The organism is Anaerobiospirillum sp. NML120511, from assembly GCF_023050955.1.
Lineage (GTDB): Bacteria > Pseudomonadota > Gammaproteobacteria > Enterobacterales > Succinivibrionaceae > Anaerobiospirillum.
Window position 1 is genome coordinate 44,521 of record NZ_JALKIK010000019.1, and the last position, 26,112, is coordinate 70,632.

Consider the following 26,112-nt stretch of genomic DNA (forward strand, 5'->3'; position numbering starts at 1 on the left):
AAAACACAAACCGGAAAGGACATTTCAAAACATGTCCTGGCCAGAGAATGAATCAGTAATGCTTTTTCAGGGAAGTTCAGCTCAGGCACAGGGGATATGCAGGCCTGCCGGAGGATCTGGCAGGTAAGCCTGGCACAGACCGGCAGATAATAAGTGTGAATATGCCGGCAGGCTGATAAATATGCATATGCGCAGACAGAGTTGCGCTCGGGCAGGGCTCACTCACATGCTGTTTTATCGAATAAGGGTAATGATAAAAGACAGCCCTGGACAAAAGCAGAGGCGATATGTTTTTCCCCGTGCCAATGACAACGTTTGCATAAGCAGGGAGCCTTAATAGCAGTTACGCTCAGCCGCTAATATTATCCCCAATTCCGGGGTATTTTTGTTAACTGATCAGGCAAAATTAATCGCTGATTTGAGGTATATGCAACAAGAATATTGCACAACAAAGGTGATCTGTGCTGTAATTCTGATAAAAAGGGGCGCTGCAGGGCCGATATTGACTGTGCTCTCAATTGCGTCTAACGTTTTCGTGGCATATTCTTTTTCATATATTTAGACGGACTGCCTCACCTCAGGCACCACGGCACTGCACAGTCCCGCATGCAGGCAACACCATCAGCGAAATACTGACAGCCCGGGAGCCCGGCTACGGCCGGACTTGCCTGCCCGGCAGGCCTTGCCAGCCCGTCCGCCAGGGCGGCCTTGCTGTCATGGCGGCCTGGCCGTCGGGGCTGACCAGGTCATGTCCGGCCTTGCAGCTTTACCTTGTTAATGGAGCAGTGGCACAATGCAATAAGCTTCATAAAGCCAGCAGGTGAGCTTCTGGCTCAGCAAGAGTGGCGCAGCCGGCGAGCGCATGCACTGCAATGCATGCAGGCGGCGCCGGACAGACAAATCTTGACGGGCGCCGGGCTGTGAGCCGGAAAGTGCCGGGCTGTGGTCTAAGACCCCTGTGTGGTGAGGGGTAAAAGGTTAATGAAGAGGTCAGATGACACGTGCATGGTCTGACTTCAAATGCTGCAGGGAACACAGATTCTGCAGTTTATGGAATTTAGCTGCCGCACTTAGGTTTTGTGTGTGGTCAAGCAGGCATATTGTCTGACCACTGGTAAAGACAAAAGCCTCTCAAAGGAGTATCAAGATGGCTATTGAAAAGAGACCCGAAGCTCTGGCCAGAGCTGTTGAGTTACGTGAGGCCGGTCCTTTACTGGCTTCAGGACACCGTATGCCGGCAGTGGGCTTTGGTACATCCGGCCTTGCTCCTGGTATTGATACAGAAGAGGCCGTCAAATGCGCCATGATTCACGGCTACCGTCATTTTGACTGTGCCGCCAAGTATGGCAATGAAATCAGTGTCGGCGTGGCTCTGAAAAATTCCGGCATTGAGCGTGAAGAGTTCTTCATCACCTCCAAGGTATGGCTCGACAGCATGACCTACGAGGGCACCATTGAGTCCTGCCACCGCTCCATTCGTGATCTCAAGTGCCAGTATCTGGACCTCTATCTTATTCACTGGCCTGCAAGCCCTTACAAGCAGCCTAACTGGCGTGATATCAACCTCAATGTCTGGCGCGCCATGTGTGACCTTTACAGGGAAGGTCTGGTCAAGTCCATTGGTGTGAGCAACTGCAAGGAGCTGCATCTTGATGATCTGCTCAAAAGCGAAATACCTCCAATGGTAAATCAGCTTGAGGTGCATCCTGGCCATGCTCAGCGCAGCCTGCTCAAGTTCAGCCAGGACCGCAATATGGTTATCCAGGGATGGAGTCCACTGGGCCGCTCCAAGGTAGTACGCAATGAGGTGGTCATTGAAATGGCCCGCAAGTATGGCCGCACTCCGGCTCAGATCTGCCTGCGCTATGACTGGCAGCTGGGCGTGGTACCTCTGCCAAAGGCAGTTAACATTGACCACGTAATTACCAATCTCAACTTCCTCAACTTCGAGATTTCAGATGAGGACATGGAAGTACTGCACAAGCTGGAAAATGCCCAGGTAGGCTTCTCCTACGAAGACCCTGACATGTAGCCCCATTGGCAGCTATTAAGGTGCCTTAAGACACGTCCTGGCCTTTCCCGGGGCAAAAAAATACCCGACAGCAAAAACTGTCGGGTATTTTTTGGCTGCCGGAAATGTTCCTGGCAACTGCAGCGGCGGGACGGGCCAGGCTGTCAGGCCTTGCCATGCCCCAATCCGGGCAACGCCCAGGTCCAGGTCCTGGACCAGGGCCATGCCTTGGGCCATAACCGGCCCTCAATTACTGCTGCTCAGTGCTGTCACTGGCCTGCCCGGCACTGTCCTGGGCCTGCCTTGCGCTGTCCTGGGCCTGCCTGGCAGCGGCATCGCCATCGGCTGTGCCGGCCTCGGCAGGAGCAGCGTCAGCTGCGTCGGCCGGGGCACAGGCCGGGGTGGCATCGGAGGCCACGGCGTCGGCGTCCTGGGCGCCGGTGGCGCTGCTTAAGGACTTGAGCAGGGACTCGTCGGCACTGTCATCGCTCTGCCCGTCCTCGTCAGATGGCAGGGCGGCGGTGTCGAGGCGGCGCAGACGGGCCATGTAGAAGCCGTCAAAGCCGGAAGATGGCCAGATGGTCTGATCTTCTTCGAGCACAAAGCTGTCCTCATGGCGGGCAAGGAAAGCCTTGATCTGCTCCTGGTTTTCCGATGGCAGAATGGAGCAGGTGGAGTAAACCAGCTTGCCGCCTGGTTTTACCATGCGGGAGTAACGCTCGAGAATGTCGGCCTGAACCTTCTTGAGCTCAATAAGGCGTGGCTGAACATCGGCCCACTTGGAGTCGGCAGTGCGGCGCAGCACGCCAAGACCGGAGCATGGAGCGTCGATAAGGACACGATCGGCCATGCCATAAAGGCGCTTTACCACCTTGGTAGAGTCGATGGTGCGGGTATCGATATTAAAGACACCGTCGCGGCGGGCGCGCTTTTTGAGGTCGTCGAGCTTCCAGCCCTCAATATCAAGGGCAATAAGTGAGCCCTTGTTCTGCATCAGGGCTGCCAGGTGCAGGGTCTTGCCACCTGATCCGGCGCAGGTATCGATAACGCGCATGCCCGGCTGGACATCGAGGAAAGGAGCAATGAGCTGAGAGCCGGCATCCTGCTGCTCAAACAGACCTTCTCTGAAAGCAAGAGTGCGGAACAGGGCTGCATTGGAGGTAACTTCAAGAGCAGTGCTTATGTTCTTGACGGCACGGGTAACTACGCCCTCCTCAGACAGACGGCTGGCCAGTTCGTCGCGGGTAGTCTTGAGAGTGTTAACGCGAATATAGCGTGGAGCGGCCTCTCCAAGGGCCTTGCGCTGCTCAGGCCAGAGCTCCTTGAGCTCACGGGAGCACAGCTCCTCAAGCCAGTATGGGCAGCCCTCATTGAGCAGAGGATGCTCCTGAGCCTCAATCAGACGCTTTTTAACACCGGTGCGGTCAAAGCCCTCGGCATTGAGCTCAGGCAGTGGCCACTCCTGGAAGGCGCAGTAGGTGAGGATAAGGCGGTTAACATGACGCTGGAAGTCAGAAGGGCGCTTGAGTCCGGCTGCATGAGCAAAGAAGGACAGCCTTCTGAACATGGCATTGATGTGTTTGATGATAAAGCCCTGCTCTACAGCAGGAATCTTTACCTTGGCAAACCACTGGGCATAGGAGCGGTCAAGAGGTTTGCCCTCGGCAAGAGTGGTATTGAGTATGCTCTGCACCAGGCGCAGCTGGAAAGTGGAGAAACCTGGCTGATTGCGTGGACGGTCAGTGGAGATTTCCTTGCGGCGTGGCAGGCCTGAACGCATCTTGCGCTCACCACGGCTTTCAGAGCTGTTGCCCTCACGGCGACGGCTGAAGCGTGAGCCATGAGAAGAGCCCTCCGGGCGGGAGCGACGTGCCGGACGGTCACCATGCTCACCATCGTGATTACGGCCACCATGGCTGTCATGATCGACAAAGTGACTGCGTGAGGAGGCTGGAGCCGGCTCGGAACCGGCGCGCTGACCATCACGGAATACCGAGCGCACACGGCCCTCATCGGCCTGGCCGTCACGGCCATGACCACGGCCACCGCCAGGGCGGCCTGATTTTTTGAAATTGGCGGCACGTGACCTGTCGCTGAAAGCAGCGCTCTTTACACGCTTTGAAGGATGGGCATCAAATGACATAAACATTCTCCAATTGAGCAACGGGCGTCACACCGCGCAGGGCTGGTTCAAAATTCGTTCAGGGCCGGTCCTTGTTATCCGGCATCATCGTCCTTGACGCGCAGACGCGCAGCGCCTGCTGCGGCGGCTGCACGTGCCGCTGCGCCTGGCGCTCAGGCCAGGCGGGCTGGCCGGCAGGGCGGAGGTGCTGTGCGGCCATGCCGGGCAAGCTACGGTAAATCTCTTTGTCTCAGGCGACAGCATACGGGCCATCAACACAGCGAAGACACACTCCACTGCCGCTGGGCCTTATGTTTTTAATGGTTATTCGGAATCATCCGGCCTGAAAGGCCAGGTCTTTAATCAGCTGCATGCTGATAAGGGGAAAGGTATGAGGTGACGGGTAGCCATTATGGCCTGTGGCCCTCAGGGCTCAGGTCCCTTATGGCCCAAAAGCGCCTGCAGATTCTTGCTGCCGGTCGCCTGTCGGCAGGCTCAGGGGCTTTTGGTTTATACAGCCATGGCCCGGGCCTGTTTTCCACTGCTGTCGTGCTCCTGTATTGCTGCGGCACCCATGCCGCGCGGGCGGGCTCGTAACGCCCCGGCCCTGTTCAGGACAACTTGCCATTATATCATGAAAGCAATAAGCATCAGCCACGCTTTTGCTCATGCCCTGAGCGTGCAGGGCACGCCAATACCAGGCGCCTGACAGGGGGCTGTGCCCGTACCGCCGCAACAGCCATGGCTGCTGCTTACAGCTGCGGGCGTCCGGCCATGACAGCGGCCGTGGCTTTAGCTCTGCGCTGGCAGCCGGCAGCTGGCAGCCGGAAAATGGAGATGCACATGTGCAGGCCGCAGCATGGGGGCCTTAAGGTTAAGGCAAACCCCTGCTGGTACCGCTCATTGCAGGGCAGTCCATGGAGCACTGAGCCGGGATGCCTGTGCATATGTGCAACTGACAGCGGCCAGAGCGGGCTGGTGCACGGGGCCTGCAGATGCTGCTTTGGGCTTTGCGGCTACGGCTACTGGCGTAAAAGCACAGTCAACGGTGGCTGTTATGGCCAGGGATGCAGGATGTACAGCACGTATGTATGGGCCATTGCGGGGCTTAAGGGCAAAAATATGGCTCTTATTTGATCATGGTTACCGTGCTTTTTGTGCATTGTGCTCAATTGCATGTGATAATGCTGTATGGCTCACATACGGTATGAGTCGATATCTATATACTGTTAGAGGCCTTGCACGGTACAGTCAATACATTAACGTATTCAAACAAACAGCAGTCACTGTCTGGCGTTTACAGGACTGCATATTATTATCCGTTCCCAGTAGCTGACTGTACTTTGCGGTGCGTCACCTCTTCGATGATGTGGCTGGGCAGGTGCTGCCGCGCGGCATTTACTCATTATGCAGCTTAGCTCACTGCGGCTGTGCAGGCCGCAGCCGTGCTGAGCAGGGCACGGCCGTGCAGTGCAGGCAATGGCCATGCTGTGCAGGGCAAAGACATGCTGCGCCATGGCCAAATCCAGGATCAGTGTGTGGACAGGTCAGGGCCCTTGGCTGATCTCTGCTTCAGGCAGGCCGCATGTTGCCCTTTGCATGTGCAGTGTATGCATCTGCAGTGCACGCATCTGCAGTTGAAGAGCCTGCCATGGGCATTTGCATGGTCAGGCTCCTGATGCCTGCAGGCCAGCGCTGGTGCAGCAGATGCAGCTGTGGCTGCAGAGCATGGAGCTGTGGCTGCAGCGCATGGAGCGGCTGCATGGCCCGGGCAGGGGATGGCGCTGTGGGCTGCGGACAGCTGCATTTTCTTATGTTGATTTAGACAGACATGTTATTTGAGTGATTCGGGCCTTTCATGGTCTGGAGCACTGTTCATTAAGTGCCCGATTTGGGGTAAAGTATGTTTTTCACTTCGCGCCGTGCTACTTGCCCGCAGGAACGGGCCAGGCAGGTATATGCATGTAATTATGTGACTGTGAAGTGACCGGTTCATGCCTGATATTTGAGGCTGTTGCTGCCTGAGGACGGGTTACAGGTCCGTCCGGTATTGTGTTGTTCAGACAGTAATGCAAGGGAGCTCACCGGCTGCCCGCTTTCGAGCCTGAGTGTGAATACAGTTTATTAAGGTTAAGGAGGACGATATGTCAGAAAACGTGCGCCCGGACGCAGTAACCAGTGAAGTAGTTACCTATATGCGACGCATGATCAGCTCTGGCAAGTGGCCGGTTGGCTCCAAGATACCGTCCGAAAACCAGCTGCGTACCCGCCTTAATGTGTCACGCACCTCGCTGCGCAGTGCCATTATGCAGCTTGCTGCTCTCAATGTGCTCAAGGCCAAGCAGGGCATTGGTACCTTCGTTATTTCCTCCCTGCATGACGAAGCAATTTTTGAAGAGACAGGCAAGAACCTGGCGGTTAAAAAGGAAATAGTCCAGATTCTCGAATTCCTCAAAATCGTGGCTCCTACAGCTATTTTTCTTGAGATTAAGAAGTTCAACAAATGCTTCAAAGGCCTGGAGCGCCAGCTCAACAGTGCCGTAGAGTCTCAAAGAGCCCTTGCCTATACCGATCAGGCCGCTTTCCTCAATTCCTGCTTTGAATTTCACATTCTGATCTTCAACTCCATTGTTAACGAATTTGTCCGCAACTCTGTAGTTGAGGCTATCTCCCGTCTGCAAAGCTCCATTGCCGCGCTGCAGCCTACCATCTCCTCCCAGGTGATTCTCACCCTGCACTCCAAGCTCATCAGCGCCATTGTCGACGAGGATGCCAAGCGCGCCTGCAGCGTGCTCAAAAAGCTCTACACCTACCTTACCGCTCACGACTATCTGCGCAACTTAAGCTAAGCCCTCCTGCCAGCAGCCACAGTGCATCTGTTGCGGCCGGCTGCCCGTCCGGCAGGCCTGGCTGCAGGCAGCTGCAAGCTGCCAGCAGCAACCGCTTCAGCCGGTCGATGAGGCGCGTTGGAGTTGCAGATAACAATAAAGCCCCGTATGCAAGGCACACGGGGCTTTATTGATCATGAGGGAGGCTGACCTGCCGGGCATGGGCCTGTGCCCATGCCCGGCAGGTCAGCGAGGTGGGTTGAGCTGCACGGCCTCCATGGGCGGCGTGCAGGTCAGCTGGTGCGGCCTTCGTCGAGGCCTGAGAGCTTGTCAGCCGGGGTCCAGCACAGAGGGACAAAGACCTCCATGAAGTATTTGACCTCAGGCATGGTCTGACAGTATTTCTCGAGCACCGGAGTCAGGCCCTCGCGTACATGAGTAAACTCCTGGTTGTTAAAGCGCAGCTCATCATTGGCCTTGATGTAGGCGGCAATGCTGTCGGCGGCTTTGACAATGAGCTTGAGCTCAGGGTCGGTGTTGTCCTGGATAACCAGCTGCTCAAAATCAGCTCTGAGTTCGGCAGGCAGGGTATTGAGGCACTCAAGCTCGGCCTGGTGCTCGATTTTCTTGTACTCGCGGGTGAACTCAGGATGCAGGTACTTGGTCTTGCTGTTGAGATCCTGCAGCTTGCTCTCTGACACCTCATGGTACAGAGCCATGACTGCAGCCTGATTGGCATCAATGGTCCCGCCATAAAGGCGGTTTTTGATGATGCACAGCATATGGGCTATTACTGCGGTCTGATGGGAGTGCTCGGAAACATTTTCCTCACGGAAGCAATGCATCAGGGCCCAGCGCTTAATCAGTGCCAGGCGCACAATCCAGGCCATAAAAGTGGACTGGCGCTCTTGTGAATCACTCATAAATAACCTCGGCTGATACTGCCTGACAGAAAAGACATTTTTCTGCCCGCAGCACAGCTAACATAGCACTGAAAGTCAGGCCAGGTAACAGCCTGCAGCTTACATTGCAATGCAGGTCACTAAGGCAGGGCTGCAAAGAGCGCATTATGTGACCATGCTGCTCAGTTCATACAGCGCCCCCGCGCGCCTGCTGCACGCCCTGTGCCGTCTGCTGTCGTGGCCAGGCAGCAGCCGGGAGCATAAATACAGGCCTCGTTGTGGCTGCCACCGCCCCGGATTTTGTCCTCTTTGCATAAAGCAAAACGCCCCGCCGGCAAGTAAGCCAGCAGGGCGTTCTGGTTCCAGGCGGGTTACATTAAGCCTGGGGCTGCCTGCAGGAGCGCTGCTGCTTTTTTCTGCAGGCGGCCGGGCTGCCAGTGCGGGGCAGACCTTTCGACCGGGCCTGTGCAGCCTTTGCCTGAGGGCCCCTCCTGGTTCGGGGCAGTTCAGCCCGGTGACGCGGCCAGGTGATGCTGCCCGGTGATGCTGTCAGGCAGTGGTGGCCGACTTTGGCGTCCGGCGACGCGGCCAGACGATGCTGCCCGGCAGTGGTGGCCGACTTTGGCGTCCGACTTTGGCATCCGGCGGTGGGGCTGGTTGTGGTCAGTGCTAGAGATTGTGCTCCTGGGAGATGTAGCATCCCAGGACCTTGAGATTGGTGGTGTGCTCCTTGATGCGCTCAAGTATGGTCTGCATCAGAGGGGTGTTGAGATTGGCCTCAACATCAGCAAAGAAAATCTCCTCCCAGGCATCACGGTTACGGGCCTCAAGAGGGCGTGAGTACAGCTTGGTCAGGTTGATATGACTGTTGGAGAACTCGTTGAGCACATTGATAAGTGAACCAGGGGTGTACTTGCGGGTGCTGAACAGTATAGAGGTCTTGGCTGACATTGTCTGAGGTACGTTAATCGGGATTTTGCTCAGCACAATAAAGCGGGTGAAGTTTTTCTTGTTGTTGGCCACATCGCGTACCAGGGAGTTGAGGCTGTAGTAGCGTGCAGCGTGCATGGAACCCAAAGCTACGGCATGAGGGTCGTTAAGTTCACGCACCTTGTCCATGGCCTCAGATGAGGAGTTGGTGTAGACCACCTGGGAATGGCTTAAAAAGTCCTTGATGAAGCGGGAGCACTGGGCTACCGGCTGAGGATGGGAGTAGATGGTGGTTATGGAGGAAAAGTCGATGGCGTCATGCTCGCCATTAGGGGCCTGCAAGGTAGAGAGAATGGAGTGATCGATAGGCTGGAAAATCTCACCTACTATTGAGGCATTCATGCTCTGCATGGTATCGACAGCTTCATTGATGGAGCCTGAATTGGAGTTCTCAATAGGCAGAACGCCATACTCGCAGGTGCCGTTTTCTACCTTTTCCACAATCTCGGAGAAGGAGCTGCAGGAATGCTCGGTCAGGCGACCCTCGTAATTTTCAAAGTAATTGTGGACAGCAAGGTGTGAATAGGTGCCCCTGGTGCCAAGGTAGGCAACTGAGGTGGAGCGGGCAAACTCACGGCCATTGATTCTGTCGACAATATAGCTCTGCTCAAAGGAGACGGTATGAGCCATGACCTTTTCATAAATCTCGCGGACCATGATTGGTGAGATGCCAAAGGTAATGGCCTTGTCCATCAGAGTACGGATCTTTTCAGCCTCACGGCGCTTGTCGACAATGCCCTGGTCATGGTGCAGTTTGTAGATGGCGACATCTCGGGCCACTTCCTGGCGCTCCTGCAGGAGCTGCATGATTTTGCTGTCAATTTCATCAATGGCATCTCTGCAATCAAGTAAGTCGCGCATGAATTCTCCTTGGCAATATGAAAAAGAAAAAGCGATTTGCGCCCCCTTACAGTGCAGGATAAAGCAGCAAATCGCTTTTAATCATATGTTAACTGGACCGGCAATAACAGTCAGGGGCATTTTTGAACGAATTTGATGCAAATTGCCCCGCTATCGGCCGGTGTCTGCTATTCGCGCTTGGAGAGCAGACGCAGAATTTCGATGTACAGCCAGCAGATAGTAACCAGTAATGAGAAGGCGCAGTAGAACTCAAAGTACTTTGGCAGACCTTCGTTTACTGACTGCTCGATCATGTCGAAGTCCAGAACCAGGTTTAATGCGGCAATGGTGCATACGATCAGTGATACTGCAATGGACAGCGGGCCGGAGCTTGGCAGCAGGGTAACGCCGAACATGTGCAGGACAAAGTTGAGCAGGTACAGGATAGCAACACCGGCGGTAGCACCTACTACAATGCTGCGGAAACGGGCTGTTGGAACAATCAGCTTGAACTTCCACAGAGCCAGCATGCTCATTACTACTACGAAGGTAGAGATAACGGCAGTGGCTACAATGCCTGGGTACTTGAGCTCAAAGGTAGCGCTGATGCAGCCCAGAGCCACGCCCTCACAGACAGCATAGGTCGGTGCGGTAACGGCAGAGTACTGAGGCTTGAAGATAGCAACAATGGCTACCAGCAGGGATACGATTACAGAGCCCCACAGCAGAACCTTAGGTACGGAACCGGTCATGAAAATCTGCTCGAAAGAGTACATCATGCTGAAGTAGCCGACAACAAAAGTAATGGCTACGAGCAGGATGGACTTGGTAGTGGTTCCGGAAAGAGTAGCAACCTCACCTAAACCACCAAAGTTAAACTCTCCAGACGCAGCGCGATCAAGCACGCCCATTGCTGGATTTGAAGAGGCCATAGAAAACTCCTTAAAAATGGGTATTTTTTAGCGATTTTAACAAAAATCGGCTGATTTACAGGAAAGTTTAGCAATATTTTCGTACATCCGGACCACTGTGCTGCCACCTGCCACAAAGGCGGCCTGTTCTCACGGGTTTTATTCCCGTATTACCTCAGAGTAAATCCCGCATATAAGCCCCTGCCCCGGCTCAGGCCCCTGCTTCCCCGCACCATGGCCACATGCGGCCATTGCACTGAGGCAAAGAACAGACAGCTGCCCAATAAGCCAGTACCGTGGCACCATGGCAAAAGTACCTGGAGCAGTGCCAAAGGCACCAGGGCAAAGTCACCAGAAGCAGTGCCAAAGGCACCAGGGCAAAAGTACCAGAAGCAACGGGAAATTTAACCGGGCAAAGTTACATGGCCTAAAGCACCAGGGCAAAGTCACCAGAAGCCGCCAATGGCTTATACGCTATACCCGGCCTCTTCCAGGAGGCCTGCTGCCCCCGTAAGACAGCCGCTACAGAGGAAGAGCTGTCAGGCAGGGGCCTGGAGGACTGCTGCCTGGGGGACATCAGCCATGCCCGGCTGTATTAAGACAATTCATCATTGACGCACAGGCCGTGCCGGCCCTGTCTTAGTGCCTGCATCAAGGTCAGGCGCGGCACCAGACTGCGCGCCTGCAGCTGCAGGGAGACGTAGTATGGCGGTAAGAGCGGCCAGAGGCTTAGAGCAGTTAGAAATGCTCCGCGCAGTGGGCTCATAAACTGGCTGGGTGTGTAATGGGCAGTGCGTCTGCTGCATAAGTCGGGGCTATGGGCAGGGGCAGATCGCATGCTGCATAAGTCGGGGCTCGGGGCAGGGGCAGTTTGCCGGATCCTGAGTTAATCGACACTGGGGAAATGCCAGGCAACCTCATGATGGCTTATGCCGGCAGGAGCGAAGAGGTGATGACGGGACGCGGTGTGGTCGAAGAGGTGATGACGGGACGCGGTGTGGTCGAAGAGGTTATGACAGGACGCGGCGTGGTCGAAGAGGTTATGATTAAATGCGGCGCGGGCGCTGTTGCCTGTAACAGGCAGCTGTATGGCGTTATTATCAGCGCATGGCAAAACACGAAGGTCAGGAGAAATTATGGAAAAGAAAGTGTTGCTGGCTGGTGAGGCTATGGGCCTGCTGATGGCTGTTAATACCGGTCCTCTTGAACGCTCTGAGGGCTTTGACTGCGGTATTGCCGGTGCCGAGTTCAATGTGGCAACCGGACTTAGCCGACTTGGTCATCAGGTTTCCTATCTTACAAAGGTGGGCAATGATCCTTTTGGCCGCATGATTATCAACAGAGCTCAAAGTGAGGGCATGGACTGCTCTTTGATTGCAACCAGTACCTCATTGAAAACAGGATATATGATGAAGTCCCTGGCCACTTCAGGTGATCCGGAAATCTTCTACTGTCGTGAGGGCTCAGCCGCCTCCACTCTGGACAGTGAGGATATTGGCTCAGTAAATCTGAGCTCATTTAGCCACCTGCATCTGACCGGAATTCTGCCTGCCCTGTCGCAAAGCTGTCAGACCGCGACCTTTGATCTGGCTATGAGAGCACGCGATGCCGGACTGTTTATCAGCTTTGACCCTAATATCAGACCACAGCTGTGGCCATCTCAGGATCGCATGGTAGCTGTACTCAACACCATGGCAGTACTGGCCGGTCTGGTTATGCCCGGACTTACAGAGGGCAGACTGCTGTGCGGTGACATGCAGGCCTCTCCGCTGAAAGTTTGTTCATTCTTCAACAGCATGTCCTGCGATGTCTGCCTCAAGCTTGGCAGCGAAGGCGCCATTGTGGCCCCGGCAGGAGGTACACCTCGCGCGGTCAGCGGCTTTGTGGTTGATAAGGTAGTCGATACCGTAGGTGCCGGTGACGGCTTTGCCTGCGGCGTGATCTCAGCCCTGATATCAGGCGCCGACCTCTATGAGGCGGCCCGCGTTGGCTGTGCCATTGGAGCCCGTCAGTGTACCTTCCGAGGTGACAATGAGGGCCTGCCAACACAATCAGAGCTCGACGATTTTATAAAGCATACTCCCGAGGCTTCTCTGCCCCAGCTCATCTGATATCAGCACAATCAGGCACAGCCACACAAGGCACGGCCCTCCCAGCCTCCCTGGCACGTCCCGCTATGCTTCTCTGGCATGTCCCTCCCTGCCTCCCTGGCATGTCAAGCCAGTCAGAGTTGCCTGCATGAGCCATACTGTCCACTGGTCATGGCATCAGCCTAATGCTGATGAGCAGGCAAGTGGCCAGTACCCTGAGGCACAACGTTATTGCCTGGCAGTCTGCGCCGTGAGTGTGGGACCTTGATGCGTAACCGGTGGTCCCATGACCGGTAAGGGCGATGCCCTGAGTAAGGACAGGCATGCAGAAGAGCCGCTTTAAGGCAGCTGGTGCAGGGGCGAATGAGACATAGCTCCTCCATGCTGAGAACTGACTGGACGTATTCAGGCGGCTCATCATGGAGGGTATCATTGCTTATGGCTGACGAACGTATGGCCAGTGCCGGGATGTCTGGCATGGTCTGTAAAGGCCAGCGCTATCAGCCATATGCGCCGCTGCCTGGGGCTGCCCAGAGATAGCTTAAAGCGCCTGAGGCTGAGTGCACGGCCAGTACTTATGCACGCAATTGGCACTCTGATGTGCTGGGATGGTGCCTGACTTTAGTCTGCAGTGAGGACAGGGAGCTGGCCTTTTGTCCGGGGCTGCTCTAGCAGGGGAGATGGGCTGCCTGGTGGGCATGGGCTGTGTTAATGCTCAATTTGATGCGGGCATCACAAATTTTCGGTGCCGGGGTGTCATGAGGGGCGTTTTTGCTTAAAATAGGCAAAACGTTACCGGTAACATTGATTGCGGTAAGGCTTTGTTGCTGTGCTAACATAATCCAGCTGCCGCATCAGTGCACCATAGGCACAGACACACATTTGCAGCAGATCAGTCCATTTACAGGACTGCAACTGCCCGGAGCGCAGGCAGCATTGCTGCCAGGATACTGTCTTTGTATGAGCAGGCACAGGGTGACCATGGCATGTTGTGTCATTAAGTTGCGCTGTATTTGGCTGTATTGTGCTGCCTTGCTCTGCATTATTGCGCCGCATAGCGCAGCCGTGAGCTGCTCTGCCTGGAGAAGCGGAGAGCGGCACTGCATTGCAGGGCGTGTCATTTATGGCATAAGGATGTTGTCACAGCTGTGCCGCTGTCGGCATGCTTATGACCAGTAAGGTACCGGCCTCACAGGCAGTAGTTCCAGAGATTTAGCACCAGCCTGCCATATAGCTTTACCATAAGTGAAGCAGACACCTGAGGGCTGGCAGGATTTAGTTTTCAGAGGATTTCTTATGTCAGACATTTTTGAGCGCATTGCCGAGCTTGGTATTGTCCCTCTTGTAACTCTTGATGATCCGGCTGATGCCGTTCCTTTAGCCCGTGCTCTGGTTAAGGGTGGTATTCCTGTCGCTGAGGTAACTTTCCGTACCGAAGCTGGTGCCGAATCCATCAAACGTATGGCCCAGGAAGTTCCTGAGATTATTGTTGGTGCCGGCACTGTACACACTGTTGAACAGGCCCGTCAGACTAAGGAAAACGGTGGCAGGTTCGTCATCACCCCAGGCTACAACGAGGAAGTTGTCGACTGGTGCGTTAAGAACAACATGCCTGTATGCCCAGGTACTGTAGTTCCATCTGACATTGAGCAGGCCATGAATCACGGCCTCAAGGTAGTCAAGTTCTTCCCTGCTGCTGCCTATGGCGGTGTTAAGACTCTCAAGGCTCTGGCAGGTCCATTTGCCGGTATCAAGTTTGTGCCTACTGGTGGTGTTGATATCAGCAACATGCACGAGTACCTCGACCTGCCTAATGTAGCAGCCGTAGGCGGCAGCTTCGTTCCACCACCTGAGATGGTAAAGGCAAAGGACTGGGAAGGTGTAACCCGTGTCTGTGAAGAGATAGTCAACAAGGTTTATGACTTCACCGTAGGTCACGTAGGTATCAATGCCGGCACTCAGGAAAATGCCAGCAATGTAACTGACCGTATTGCCGAGCTCTTTGAGAGCGACAAGCGTGAGACCCCAATTGCCTACTTCAGCGGCAATCTGGTTGAGGTCATGAAGATTCCATTTGTCGGTACCAACGGCCACATCTGTGTGGATACCCGTGACCTGCCACGTGCCATGGCCATGTTAAAGCGCAAGGGCGTAGAGTTTGACGAAGAGAAGATGTTCTACGACAAGGCAGGCAACCTCATCACTGCCTACATGAAAGAAGAGATCGGCGGCTTTGCTTTCCACGTCCGTCAGCGTCCAAAGGCTTAACATCAGTCAAAGCCATCAATACCTCAGCCTGTATGGCCATGAGTGTGCGTCATAAGCAGCTCTCAACCGCCTGGCGCTTACGCGCCAGGGCGGCTGTCTCTGGCGGGTATAACAAAAGCCCTCTGTCTATTGCAGAACTTCTGTAATGCAGAGGGCTTTTGCATTTTTGGACAGTCCTGGCAGGATCACGCCCTGCCGCATCCGGCAGTCGCATCCGCCGGCAGCATCCGGCAGCCGTGTAACGCAGCCTTAACCAGCAGCCGCTGCTGCGACCGCAGCGCCATGCATACCAGGTCTGCAGAGCATGCAAAGGTGGCAGGGGATGCTGTCATTGGGAGGCAGGCGCTGGAGGGCAGTTACTGGTATGCAGTTAATGGTGTGCAGCTGGGGCGGCGCTGGGGGAGTAAGTGCCTGGTGGCTGTGATATAGTTTTGAACAGGCCGGTGTAAGGCCGGAAAATTGAAGGGCTGTTTTGTCAGGGGTTTTAGGAGGAAAGGTCAATGGAGCTTACATGGCATGAACTGCTGGGGCCGCTCAAGGAGAGTGATTATTTTAAAAATGCCATGGCGGCCTATGATGCTGATGTTGCTGCAGGCCATGTCTGCTATCCGCCACGTAATGAAATCTTCACGGCTTTCCGTCTGACCAGCTTCAGTGATCTCAAGGTGGTTATCATCGGTCAGGATCCTTATCATGGACCTGGTCAGGCTCACGGACTTTCCTTTTCAGTAAAGCCGGGAGTCAAAGTGCCTCCGTCACTTGCCAACATGTACAAGGAGCTGACCACTGATATCCCGGGATTTGTGGCACCGCCTCATGGCTGTCTGAGCTCATGGGCAAGTCAGGGCGTATTGCTGCTCAACAACATCCTCACTGTAGAGCAGGGGCGTCCTCAGTCTCATGAAAAGCGTGGCTGGGAGGAATTTACCTCAAAGGTAATCGAGCAGATCAACGCTAACAGCGAGCATATTGTTTACATGCTCTGGGGCTCCAAGGCACGTAACAAGTGCAAGGTAGTAGACCGCAGCCGTAATCTGGTTCTGGAGGCTGTGCACCCAAGTCCGCTGTCTGCCTACAATGGCTTCTTTGGCTGCCGTCACTTCTCAAAGGCCAATGAATATCTGATGCAGTGGGGCAAACAGCCTGTTAACTGGCAGCTGCCTGTGGAGGCTGTCTGGCCATAAGAGGCCAGCTGCATTAGTCTGTATACTGCCTGCAGCATTCAGCCCTCAGCATTATGCTTAAGCATTCAGCATGCTGACTGCAGCATTGAATGAGGGAAGGTGCGCCGTCGCACCCACAGCAAATACAAAGGCCCGCATCTTAACCCTGGAGAATTTCAGGGCGATGCGGGCCTTTGTTTTGTGGAGCGTCTGTAGCGAGGCCCTGGCCATGGGCCATGGCAATGGCCCTGGGCAGGGCCTGCGCAGCACGGCGGCGCTATGCGCAGCAGGGCAGCAGGGAGAGCAGGGCTGCGGCAATGCGGTTGAGCCCTTCGCCGTCGTAGACCTTGAGACAGTTGCGGCTGTAGGTGGAGGAGTTTTCCATGAGGTCATCAAGGGCGGCTCTGATGGCCTTGCCATCTTTGAGCTGCTCCATGGTCAGGCTGACACCAAGCTCAAATTTGCTAACGATAAAGGCGGCGCCTTCCTGATTGTCAGCAATCTCCACTCCGGCTGTAGGCAGGGCAGCAGCAATGCGCTCACGGAACATGCCGCCATAAGCACCCAGTGCCAGGTCATGACGAAAGAGCAGGTCAGCCACATCATTGCAGTGATGGATTATAAGCAGATTGCGCTTCTCGTCAGGTGGAAGAGCCGCAGCCAGAGCCAGCAGCTGCTGGTAATCCTTATTGGCAGCGCCTGCGAGTACAGTAAAGCTGTAGGAGCGGTGCAGGCCCTCAGCTATAACGCTGCGGCAGACATTAAGACAGGCACTTACAGGGTCAGCTCCGCCAAAGCTGACAAAGACGCGTGGCAGGCCCTGAGTCTGTCCGTCCTGACACAGACAGGAGGCGGGCATGGAGATCAGCTGCTCCTTGCTCTTGCCCCACAGAGCCCTGCCACTGAGAGGAAAGTGGTGGGCACCACAGGTACAGGTGCTGCGGTAATCAAGAGGGTAGTTCTGAGGATAGAAATGATCGGCAGTAAAGGAGTAGCGTGAGCCCAGCAACAGCTGACAGTCCTCATTGCACAGCTTTGCATAGCCTTCTTCACGGGTAATCAGGGTCTGATCGAGCAGCATGTGACAGCGATGACGGCGGTCACAGAGATCATCAATGACAAAGATGCGGGTATGGTCATAAAGCTCAGACTCAAAGGCCTCATCAATTGCATAGTCATCAATGATTAACACATCAGGAAGCCGCTGGCCCTCAGCATCAGCCGCAGCTGTGCCGACTGCAGCTGCAGTACCAGCTGCCGCTGCTTCATCCGCTGCCGCCGTACTGGCGGCGGTGCGGGCGCTGTCATCATGGGCCAGTGCCCTGAGGTGCTCGAGGACATCATCTCTGGTATCAAAGACATGGACAGCATCGTACTCTGAGCACATAGGGCGCAGAGCCTCATCAAAGGCATAAACAAACAGCTCCAGAAAAGCATGCTCTGCAAGGCGTGGCAGAACGCATTTGACTCTCATCAGATGTCCGGTACCAATGCCTCTGTTGGCTCGTACGATAACGCCTATGTGGGGCAGAGACTGTCTGTTCATAAAAAGTCCTTGGTGATGAGTTAAGGCAGGGCAGGCAGGTAAATGAGGAACTCTAAAGCTCAGGCTGGCGCCTGCCAGCTGCAGCAGGGCGATGCAGCATTCAGCATTCAGTGCGCAGCCGTGCCTGCAGCACGCACGGTAAGCACCTGTGACTGCGAGATGGCTGGTGCTGTGCGCGGGCGCTGCCAGATACCTGCGCTGTGCGGCCAGGTATGCCCAGAATACTTACAGCAAATCAAGATTGTGCCAAAAAATACAGGACACATGCCTGAGCCTGGGTAATGCCAGGATCGGCCAGGGGGCGCCAGGATCAAAATAGCAGTGCTGCAGCATATGTGCAGCACTGCGCCAGGCCTGGCCGTGCACAGCCTTGCGTAGCGTGGCTTTGCCAGGCAAGGCCTTGCATGTCATTGCGGGCAAACCTGGGGCGCAGATATGGGCTGCGCTCCCTGATTGCCTGGTGGGCCAGATGTGCCTGGTTATGGAACTGTTTTGTAAAGTATCAGTCCATCTTGAGGGTCTGGATGGCGTTTGCCAGCACCAGGGCGTATTCCCAGTCTTCCGGGGTATCGATGTCGATGACACGGTAGCGTGGCATGAGGTACATTTTTTCGATGAAGTCCGGCTTTGGAGAGGAGGCACGCTCCTTGTCGCTCATGCCTTCCCATATGGTGTAGCGCATGGACTTGAAGTAGAACTGACCTGCATCCTGATAGGCCTTTGGCAGATCCTGAGAGCGCATAGGAATACACTCAGGCATTACCGGTACCGGAGTCTGATCCTGCTTTAAGTAGAAGCTGCGCTGGAATGGGAAAGGCATCTCACAGCCTGAGAACATGTAGTCAGCATTCTGGCTGACAAAAAGCTCATAGGCCTTTTTAAGATGAGTGTCGGTCAGCAGCGGAGCAGTAGCATAAAGGGTACATACGGCGTCGTATTCGCGCCCCATTTCCTTAAGCCTCCTGACTGCATCAGCAGCAACAGGGCCGGTGCCGGTAAAGTCATTTGACAGTACAGCATCGCGCATAAAAGGAACTTCAGCGCCGCACTGCTTTGCAATATCAGCAATCTCCTGGTCATCAGTAGAAACGATGACGTCAGTAAAAATTCCTGACTTGAGAGCATTTTCAATGGAGTAGGCAATCAGGGGACGACCACCGAAATCCTTGATGTTCTTGTGAGGAATGCGCTTGGAGCCGCCACGGGCGGGAATCACACAGAGATTGGAAAGACTCATAATGTTTAAGGCCTGCCGGTAATGACCCATTGTCATAAAGGCAGGCCTCCTCCTTTGACAAAACAGTTAATCGTAAACAGGCCAGGAGCCTGTACCGCCAGAGTCTGGAGCCGCCTGAGCCTGGCAGGTATCGCCTGAGCCTGGTACCGCCATGGCCCTGCCACGGCGTTACATGGCTCTGTCTGTGCCGCAGGGGATGGCGCGGACATACAGGGCTGCTGCTGACAGACGGGGGTGCTGACTTTTAAGGTCAGACGGAAATCTTGTCCAGGGCTGAGGCAATGATGGATGCCACCATGGACTGATCAACGCGGTTGATCTTTGGATGAAGCGGAATGGTCAGAGTGTGACTGTAGAAGAATTCGGCACCCTCAAGATGCTGGTTGTAAGGCTGCTTCTGATAGTAAGGGTGACGGTAGATAGGGATATAGTGAATCTGAGCACCTACACCCTTCTGTCTTAAGGTGTTGTAGATATGGTCACGGTGCTCCACCTGGATCTGGTACAGATGCCAGGAGCTCTCAAAGCCTTCCTTGTCAGCTGCAGGAAGCCTGATGATGCTCTGATCGAGAATATCCACATAGTCACGGGCCAGCTGTCGGCGGCGGGAAATAAAGGAGTCAAGACGGCTCATCTGGGAGATGCCCAAGGCAGCCTGCAGGTCGGACATACGGTAGTTGTAGCCCAGATCAATCTGCTCGTAATACCAGGCTGGCATGTCACGCCAGGTCATCAGAGCGGTGTCATGAGTAATGCCGTGGGAGTGCAGCAGGCGAATGCGGGAGGCCAGCTTTTCATTATCGGTAAGGCAGGCACCACCTTCGGCTGTGGTGATGATCTTGACCGGATGGAAGGAGAATACAGCTACGTCAGAGTAGACGGTCTTGCCTGTCTGAACGCCTTCGTAGGTGGCACCAAGAGCATGTGAAGCATCTTCAACCAGGAAGAAGCCGTATTCATCACGCAGTCTGCCCAGGGCAGCCATGTCACATGGACGGCCGGACAGATGCACAGCAACCACAGCCTTTGGCAGCTTTTTGTTGTTCTTGCGGGCATCAATGAGCATGGACTCAAGGCAGTTGACGTCCAGATTGCCAGTGTGGGCATCGACATCAATAAAGCGCACTGTGGCACCGCAGTAGCGGGCGCAGTTGGCAGAGGCAACAAAGCTGATGGCACTTACCCATACTTCATCGTCAGCACCTACATCCATGGCCATCATGCACAGGTGAAGAGCTGCAGTAGCATTGGAGGTGGCAATGGCAAAATTGGCCTCAGTATAGCTGCACAGGCAGTCTTCAAACTCGGCAACACGTGGGCCGCAGGTTAAAAAGTCAGAGCGCAGCACCTGCTCAACGGCTCTGATATCCTCTTCATCAATACACTGGGTGCTGTATGGAATCATGCATTACATCCTTAAAAACAGATATGACCTTATGTCCTGTGATGTGCCGCAGGCGCTCAAAGGGCCTGCCTGTGCTCAGTATGCACCTTTGTCATCAGCATGCCCGGCAGCATCTGAGTGCCAGGCAATGTCTGAATGACCGTGGGGCATATGAGTGACCTGGGCATTTGAATGACCATGGCATCAGTATGCCTGTCACTGCCTGAATGACCGTGGGGCATATGAGTGACCTGGGCATTTGAATGACCATGGCATCAGTATGCCTGTCACTGCCTGAATGACCGTGGGGCATATGAGTGACCTGGGCATTTGAGTGACCATGGCATCAGTATGCCTGGTACTGTCTGAATGACCGTAGGTCATATGAGTGACCCTGATCGTCTGAATGCCTGGGCGCATCAGTATGCCATGGAACAATACTGTCAGGACACGAGCCTCAGGGCTCTTGCGCAGCAGGAATATGTCATATGCAGTAACAGGCATATGCTCATTTCAGGCGCACTGTGGTCCTGTTTAATTAACGGGCAGATGGCAGGCTACTTGAGCCTGCATGACAAGTAATTTGCCCCACAGCCCCGCAGCTCTGCCTTTTGACACGGCAGATACCAGCATATGGCAAGGCGTTCATGCCGTCCAGGCTCATGTTGTCCTGGAACATGCTGGCCACCAGGGCAGCATCCATGGCTGGTCTGCCTGCCCCTGAACCACAGGCCCTGGGGCCCTGGAGCGATGGCATCGGACGCTGAAAATGCGGGTTTTTACCTGCCTCAAAAAAAACAAAGGGGTCAACGACCAGCGCTGACCCCGTTAGTAGCTAAAAGCTAAAATCAGACATGCTTGTTGAGCTCAATCAGCTCATCAATAGTCAGATAGTGTGGGTTATTGTGAGAGTTGTACTCAAAGTACTGAGAAACTTCCTTACCCTGCTCACCCAGTGCGGTGACAGAAAAGTCGTTCTTCTTCAGGTTGGAGAAAATAATAGATGGCTTGATGATGAAGAAGTTGTCGAACTCAACAGTGTGCTGGTAGTCATCACGTGGGCACATAACCTCGTGAATCTTCTCACCAGGACGGATACCAATGATCTTCTGAGGAAGATTTGGAGCCATGGCAGTAGCCAGATCCACAATACGGATGGATGGGATCTTAGGAACGAATACTTCACCACCGTGCATGCGAACCAGGTTGGTCAGCACGAACTGTACACCCTGCTCCAGGGTAATCCAGAAACGGGTCATCTCAGCATCGGTAATAGGCAGCTCAGTAGCGCCATTGGCGATGAGGCTTCTGAAGAAAGGAACTACGGAGCCACGGGAACCGGCTACGTTACCGTAACGTACTACGGCAAAGCGCAGGTCACGGTCGCCTACCATGTTGTTGCCAGCTACGAAAATCTTGTCAGAGCACAGCTTGGTAGCGCCATAGAGATTGATAGGGTTGGCAGCCTTGTCAGTAGACAGGGCAATAACGCGCTGTACACGGGTGTACAGAGCAGCTTCGATGATGTTCTCAGCGCCGTTGATGTTGGTCTTAATACATTCCATTGGATTGTATTCGGCAGCTGGAACCTGCTTGATGGCAGCGGCGTGAATAACAATGTCTACGCCATTGAATGCAAGGTACAGACGCTCCTTGTCACGTACATCACCGATGAAGAAACGCAGACGGGACTCATCCTTGAAGGTCTGCTGCATTTCAAACTGCTTGAGCTCATCACGTGAGTAAACGATCACTTTCTTTACAGGGTAGCGGTCGAGAACAGTCTTGATAAACTTCTTGCCGAAAGAACCGGTACCGCCGGTAACTAAAATGGTCTTGTCTCTGAGAAACTCAGTAATCTTGGATTCAATGTCTAACATCGTTCTTCTACCTGAAAGTTATGCCTGCAGGCACAGGGAAGCCCTGAGCAGCCGTCATCTGGCATCAATAGGCTTAATCATGCCGGCCTGTCCATAAAGAACGTACGGTCAGCAGCTTGCTTTAGCCCTGGGACAAAAATAGAAAAAATCTGGTGTGCTGTCATTTCAGCTACTGGGTACACGCAACATGCTACCCTGGCCTGTTATCAGGCACCAGCCATGGCAACTGCAATGGCAAGTGCTGTGAAGCAGTCAGGAAGCAGTCCTGAAATAATCAGGTTACAGTCCTTGACGACCTGATAAGTGCCTAAGTGGCACTGGGAATGACCAGGTGTGTCCAGGTCCTGGTCTGGCTGTATGAAGTACTGCAGTTCAGGGCTGATCTTATACGGTCTGCCACGGACGTATTATCGCAGCACTTTAATCATTTTTCAGCCGTACTGGGCCTGCTTGACACTTTGCCGGCCGTTTCTTTGCTGACCATAGGCAAAATGCACGTACCGGTCGTACTTGCCCGCGTTCGCGCACATCATGCCCTGCGCAGCTCAGTAAGATCGCTGACCTGTCATGAAATGACATGACAGTGAGTGCCTGCGCGCATTACTGCATAGCTGGCTGCACGAGCTGCTGTGCAGGACAAGGCCTGGCAAGGCCAGGAGCGGCATAGCAAGGCACGCCATGGCCATGCCATGTAATGGCAAGCCGGGCTGAAAACTGATGGTGTGTAACAGTGCGGAAATAATGGAAAAGCCCCGCCAGAAGAGGTGGGGCTGAAAAAGGCTTGAGTTACTGAGCTGTCAGTCCGTATTTCTTCATCTTTTCGATGAGAGTGGTACGGCGCAGACCCAGGGTTTCAGCAGCCTTGGCAACTACGCTGTTGGTCTGCTCAAGAGCCTGCTTAATCATGGAGATCTCAATCTCAGTAATCATATTCTTGAGGTTGACGCCTTCGGAGCTCAGACGTGGGATAAAGGCCTGTGCCATGTCGTCCTCATCACGGATAACAGGCAGATCAGGCAGCTCGGCGCGCTTCTGACGGCTCTGGTTATTACCAAAAGCATCAGGATCGCCTGATACCAGAGTCTCGTCAAAGTCCATATCGAAGTTTTCGTCCACAGTCTCAAAGTCTTCAGTAGTGGTGAAGGCTTCGAGCAGTGCCTCGCGCTCTGCAAGCGGATCATCCGGAGTAGCATCACCACGGTATTTGGCTGGCAGATCAGAGGTATCGACTACCTCGTTAGGGTGGAGAATAAGCAGTCGCTCAACAAGGTTGGAAAGCTCACGTACGTTACCCTTCCACTCGTTTTGCATCAGGGTCAGCATGGCACGCTGGGTAAAGCGGATAGTGGTGTGCTGATCCTTGCCATGACGGTTTACCAGTTCCTGAATCAGGATAGGGATGTCGTCAGAGCGCTCACGTAATGGAGGAGTCTCGATTGGGAATACGTTGAGACGGTAGAATAGGTCCTCACGGAAACGGTTCTCGGCCACCATGGTCTCAAGATTCTGGTGGGTAGCAGCAATCACACGCACATTGGCGTTGATAAGCTTGTTGGAACCTACGCGAGTGAACTTGCGCTCCTGAAGAACACGCAGCAGTTTTACCTGCATCTGGAATGGCATGTCGCCAATTTCGTCCAGGAACAGGGTACCGCCCTCAGCAAGCTCAAAACGGCCTTCACGGGAGGCAAAAGCGCCGGTAAACGCACCCTTTTCGTGACCGAACAGTTCGGACTCGAGCAGTTCGCCTGGAATGGCGCCGCAGTTAACAGGTACGAATGGCTTCTTGGAACGGTTGGAGAGATCGTGAATGGCGCGGGCAACCACTTCCTTACCAGTACCGGACTCACCAAGGATCAGTACGTTGGCATCAGTAGGTGCTACCTGCTCAATCAGACGGCGTACCAGACAGATGGCATCGCCACGGCCTACGAGACGCTTGATAAGAGCGCCACGCTTGCCGTCAGAGCGGCCAGACAGGCGGCTCATGGTCTTGAAAGACTGACTGTAGTGGAGCAGCTGTACCAGCTCGTCGTAGGCAGGTTCCTTGGACAGACGGCCAATGTAGTTGGCATCCTCCTTACCGGAAGGAATGAACTCGTCGTCGCAGATAATGAATGCAGTACGAGGGTACTTTGGAAGAACCTTGGCAATAGTGTCCTTGCCCTCAAGGTCTCCGAGGATACAGGCATCAATCTGATCGGAAGAGGAGTCAAGATAGGAAAGACAATCCTCTACCTCGCCTGTCTGTGTAGCCGCACCCAGGAAGGTAAAGATGGTTTCAAGGGCCTGGCGTTTGTCTTGATCGTGCTCAATGACCAGAACGTTTCCAGAAAACTGCATAATCCCGCCTTAATAATGGTCAGATTAACCCGTGAAGAGAGAGTGGTTATGCCCGATTTGCCGTGAGCTAATGCGGGACATGGGTTAACCGGCCTGTAAGCCAAGTATTAGAGTGCTGAAATTCAGCGTGTTAGTAAGCGCATTGATATACCGAAGAACATGCTGACTGAATCGTGCCGATTCAGAAAGTGTTCTGGCAGAATGCCGACTTTCTCTGCTGGGTACGTGTTTATGCAGGCATAGTGAGCCCTGCAAAACTCAAAAAGCTATACACTCCTTGTTCTACCTGGCTGTGCCTGGCAAAGACCCATCGGAGTGATTATTAAAAACAGTTGAGTTTCGCCCTCATTCACCTGGCCGAACTTAGGAGGACCGGTGCGGGCATTGGATACAGAGCATGAAAAGCGGCAGATAAGCGACAGGACATTAACTGGCAGGGCCTGCAGACGTGACAGCAGTACCCCTTGCGGGGCTCCTTATGTCATGGTCGGAGCAGGACAGTACAGTCAGGATGACATGGCGCTTGCGTGCCTGTGGGCACGGGCCGGCTTTCTCCTTATGTCAGGCGGGCTGTGAGCCCATGCAGTTTAAGTAATCAAAATCATATGCATCCTGAACAGAGGTCTGCATGAATACTGGGAACTGCGTGCACTTCCTGGCAAGGACAAGTTGGCATCTGATGGAATATGTCTGAACATCAGGGCATTACCTGAAAGAGTCAGTACATTCTGACAGTACGTCAGAAACAGCATTTTCAGGCACAGTAAAGTGCAGGTAATTCCTTAAAGGTCTTGTAAATCATTAAGGCTCAGTTAAGGTCCTGCATGGTGCTGCAATGCAGCATGCAGCCCAAAAGCGCTGTGTATTTTTCCAGTGCTAATGATACGCCTTTTTTAGCCAGATTAGGCAATTTTTTGACGGACTGTCAAAAAATATAATGTTTGGCAAAGACCATAACGGGCACTGTGTTTATCTAGTTGCAGTCATGCTTTCGACACGTAAATAAAGTCATTTACACCGTAACTATCGCATTTGTGACCTTGCAGTGTCAGCAAATTGTATATCTAGGAACAAAGCTGGCAAGGCCTCATAGTTATATTAAGCATTGCTCAAACAGGCACCACGATTGAACAAAAATACATGCGACACAGATCACAAAACGCTTTATTTATGTGCAAATAAGCCAGTTTACAAACACACTGAATAATGCACCTCTGTGGATCAACAGATTGTATATAGCTCATAAAACGAGAAAAGACTTACCTTGAAGCGGCAACCTGCGGCAAGCAAAAAGTCCCGAAAAGTGGCATAAATCCCTGCATACAGCTAACCAAAAGTACCATCCTGCCACCATGGCATAAACGGAATAAACATGCCATCTGACACAGTTTTTACCATGCATTGCCACCCCGGCCACATATCTTGACACCACCCACTCCTCTGCCACAAAAAGCCAGCCAGAGACACTCTACAAATCGCAAAACAGCGCTTCACTACCATGCGTTAACACCCCCATTCCAGCCCTGTTCCTGATCACTTCAGTGCATCAACACCACTGAGCAGAAAGATCAGCGACTACATATGCACAGTAGAAGCT

The 26,112-nt window shown here is 53.9% G+C and carries 15 protein-coding genes; 6 read left to right on the plus strand and 9 right to left on the minus strand.

Annotated elements, in window-relative coordinates; translation table 11 throughout:
* The first annotated feature begins 1,147 nt into the window (after positions 1–1,147).
* Positions 1,148–2,032, plus strand: coding sequence for an aldo/keto reductase (locus MXE39_RS06855; protein WP_246978117.1), 885 nt, complete (start codon positions 1,148–1,150; stop codon positions 2,030–2,032).
* Between the two features lie 229 nt (positions 2,033–2,261).
* Here the strand turns inward: MXE39_RS06855 and MXE39_RS06860 are convergent, their stop codons facing one another.
* Positions 2,262–4,154, minus strand: coding sequence for a class I SAM-dependent methyltransferase (locus tag MXE39_RS06860; RefSeq protein ID WP_246978118.1), 1,893 nt, complete (start codon positions 4,152–4,154; stop codon positions 2,262–2,264).
* 2,123 nt (positions 4,155–6,277) lie between these two features.
* Here MXE39_RS06860 and MXE39_RS06865 point away from each other — a divergent pair.
* Positions 6,278–6,982, plus strand: coding sequence for a GntR family transcriptional regulator (locus MXE39_RS06865; protein ID WP_246978119.1), 705 nt, complete (start codon positions 6,278–6,280; stop codon positions 6,980–6,982).
* 272 nt (positions 6,983–7,254) lie between these two features.
* Here the strand turns inward: MXE39_RS06865 and yfbR are convergent, their stop codons facing one another.
* From yfbR to MXE39_RS06880, 3 genes are all read right to left on the minus strand, one after another.
* Complete coding sequence (gene yfbR / locus MXE39_RS06870; RefSeq protein WP_246978120.1) at positions 7,255–7,884, minus strand: 5'-deoxynucleotidase; 630 nt, start codon at positions 7,882–7,884, stop codon at positions 7,255–7,257.
* 648 nt (positions 7,885–8,532) lie between these two features.
* Positions 8,533–9,714: a prephenate dehydratase domain-containing protein gene (locus MXE39_RS06875; RefSeq protein ID WP_246978121.1), complete on the minus strand. Its 1,182-nt coding sequence runs from the start codon at positions 9,712–9,714 to the stop codon at positions 8,533–8,535.
* Positions 9,715–9,881: 167 nt separating this feature from the next.
* Positions 9,882–10,625 (minus strand): Bax inhibitor-1/YccA family protein, encoded by a 744-nt coding sequence (locus tag MXE39_RS06880; protein WP_246978122.1) that lies wholly within the window; start codon positions 10,623–10,625, stop codon positions 9,882–9,884.
* Between the two features lie 898 nt (positions 10,626–11,523).
* Between MXE39_RS06880 and MXE39_RS06885 the strand changes: the two genes are divergently transcribed.
* The 4 genes from MXE39_RS06885 (at position 11,524) to ung (ending at position 16,146) form a co-directional block, all read left to right on the plus strand.
* The gene (locus tag MXE39_RS06885) at positions 11,524–11,769 is read left to right on the plus strand and encodes a hypothetical protein (protein WP_246978123.1); all 246 of its coding nucleotides are present in this window, start codon (positions 11,524–11,526) and stop codon (positions 11,767–11,769) included.
* Positions 11,741–12,715 (plus strand): sugar kinase, encoded by a 975-nt coding sequence (locus MXE39_RS06890; protein WP_246978124.1) that lies wholly within the window; start codon positions 11,741–11,743, stop codon positions 12,713–12,715. Before MXE39_RS06885 ends, MXE39_RS06890 begins: the two co-directional genes overlap by 29 nt.
* A 1,275-nt stretch (positions 12,716–13,990) precedes the next feature.
* Positions 13,991–14,962, plus strand: a complete 972-nt coding sequence (gene eda / locus MXE39_RS06895) for a bifunctional 4-hydroxy-2-oxoglutarate aldolase/2-dehydro-3-deoxy-phosphogluconate aldolase (protein WP_246978125.1) — start codon at positions 13,991–13,993, stop codon at positions 14,960–14,962.
* A gap of 500 nt (positions 14,963–15,462) precedes the next feature.
* Positions 15,463–16,146 carry a uracil-DNA glycosylase gene (gene ung / locus MXE39_RS06900; protein WP_246978126.1) on the plus strand — a complete coding sequence of 228 codons (684 nt, stop codon included), beginning with the start codon at positions 15,463–15,465 and terminating at the stop codon, positions 16,144–16,146.
* Positions 16,147–16,402: 256 nt separating this feature from the next.
* Here the strand turns inward: ung and MXE39_RS06905 are convergent, their stop codons facing one another.
* The 5 genes from MXE39_RS06905 to MXE39_RS06925 form a co-directional block, all read right to left on the minus strand.
* Complete coding sequence (locus MXE39_RS06905) at positions 16,403–17,671, minus strand: hypothetical protein (protein ID WP_246978127.1); 1,269 nt, start codon at positions 17,669–17,671, stop codon at positions 16,403–16,405.
* 502 nt (positions 17,672–18,173) lie between these two features.
* Positions 18,174–18,908, minus strand: coding sequence for a pseudaminic acid cytidylyltransferase (gene pseF / locus MXE39_RS06910; protein ID WP_246978128.1), 735 nt, complete (start codon positions 18,906–18,908; stop codon positions 18,174–18,176).
* Positions 18,909–19,158: 250 nt separating this feature from the next.
* Complete coding sequence (gene pseC, locus MXE39_RS06915) at positions 19,159–20,313, minus strand: UDP-4-amino-4,6-dideoxy-N-acetyl-beta-L-altrosamine transaminase (RefSeq protein WP_246978129.1); 1,155 nt, start codon at positions 20,311–20,313, stop codon at positions 19,159–19,161.
* Between the two features lie 827 nt (positions 20,314–21,140).
* A complete protein-coding gene (gene pseB / locus MXE39_RS06920) occupies positions 21,141–22,172 on the minus strand; it encodes a UDP-N-acetylglucosamine 4,6-dehydratase (inverting) (RefSeq protein WP_246978130.1) in 1,032 nt (343 codons plus the stop codon).
* Between the two features lie 786 nt (positions 22,173–22,958).
* On the minus strand, positions 22,959–24,515 hold the full coding sequence (locus MXE39_RS06925; protein WP_246978131.1) for a sigma-54 dependent transcriptional regulator: 1,557 nt from the start codon (positions 24,513–24,515) through the stop codon (positions 22,959–22,961).
* Positions 24,516–26,112: the final 1,597 nt, after the last annotated feature.

Excerpts from the sequence above, each read along its gene's own strand:
- MXE39_RS06905 (WP_246978127.1), bottom strand. The coding sequence starts at position 17,671 with ATGAACAGACAGTCTCTGCCCCACATAGGCGTTATCGTACGAGCCAAC.
- MXE39_RS06925 (WP_246978131.1), bottom strand. The coding sequence starts at position 24,515 with ATGCAGTTTTCTGGAAACGTTCTGGTCATTGAGCACGATCAAGACAAA.
- MXE39_RS06855 (WP_246978117.1), top strand. The coding sequence starts at position 1,148 with ATGGCTATTGAAAAGAGACCCGAAGCTCTGGCCAGAGCTGTTGAGTTA.
- MXE39_RS06885 (WP_246978123.1), top strand. The coding sequence starts at position 11,524 with ATGATGGCTTATGCCGGCAGGAGCGAAGAGGTGATGACGGGACGCGGT.
- pseC (WP_246978129.1), bottom strand. The coding sequence starts at position 20,313 with ATGATTCCATACAGCACCCAGTGTATTGATGAAGAGGATATCAGAGCC.
- pseF (WP_246978128.1), bottom strand. The coding sequence starts at position 18,908 with ATGAGTCTTTCCAATCTCTGTGTGATTCCCGCCCGTGGCGGCTCCAAG.
- MXE39_RS06875 (WP_246978121.1), bottom strand. The coding sequence starts at position 9,714 with ATGCGCGACTTACTTGATTGCAGAGATGCCATTGATGAAATTGACAGC.
- MXE39_RS06860 (WP_246978118.1), bottom strand. The coding sequence starts at position 4,154 with ATGTCATTTGATGCCCATCCTTCAAAGCGTGTAAAGAGCGCTGCTTTC.
- ung (WP_246978126.1), top strand. The coding sequence starts at position 15,463 with ATGGAGCTTACATGGCATGAACTGCTGGGGCCGCTCAAGGAGAGTGAT.
- MXE39_RS06890 (WP_246978124.1), top strand. The coding sequence starts at position 11,741 with ATGGAAAAGAAAGTGTTGCTGGCTGGTGAGGCTATGGGCCTGCTGATG.
- eda (WP_246978125.1), top strand. The coding sequence starts at position 13,991 with ATGTCAGACATTTTTGAGCGCATTGCCGAGCTTGGTATTGTCCCTCTT.
- yfbR (WP_246978120.1), bottom strand. The coding sequence starts at position 7,884 with ATGAGTGATTCACAAGAGCGCCAGTCCACTTTTATGGCCTGGATTGTG.
- MXE39_RS06865 (WP_246978119.1), top strand. The coding sequence starts at position 6,278 with ATGTCAGAAAACGTGCGCCCGGACGCAGTAACCAGTGAAGTAGTTACC.
- MXE39_RS06880 (WP_246978122.1), bottom strand. The coding sequence starts at position 10,625 with ATGGCCTCTTCAAATCCAGCAATGGGCGTGCTTGATCGCGCTGCGTCT.
- pseB (WP_246978130.1), bottom strand. The coding sequence starts at position 22,172 with ATGTTAGACATTGAATCCAAGATTACTGAGTTTCTCAGAGACAAGACC.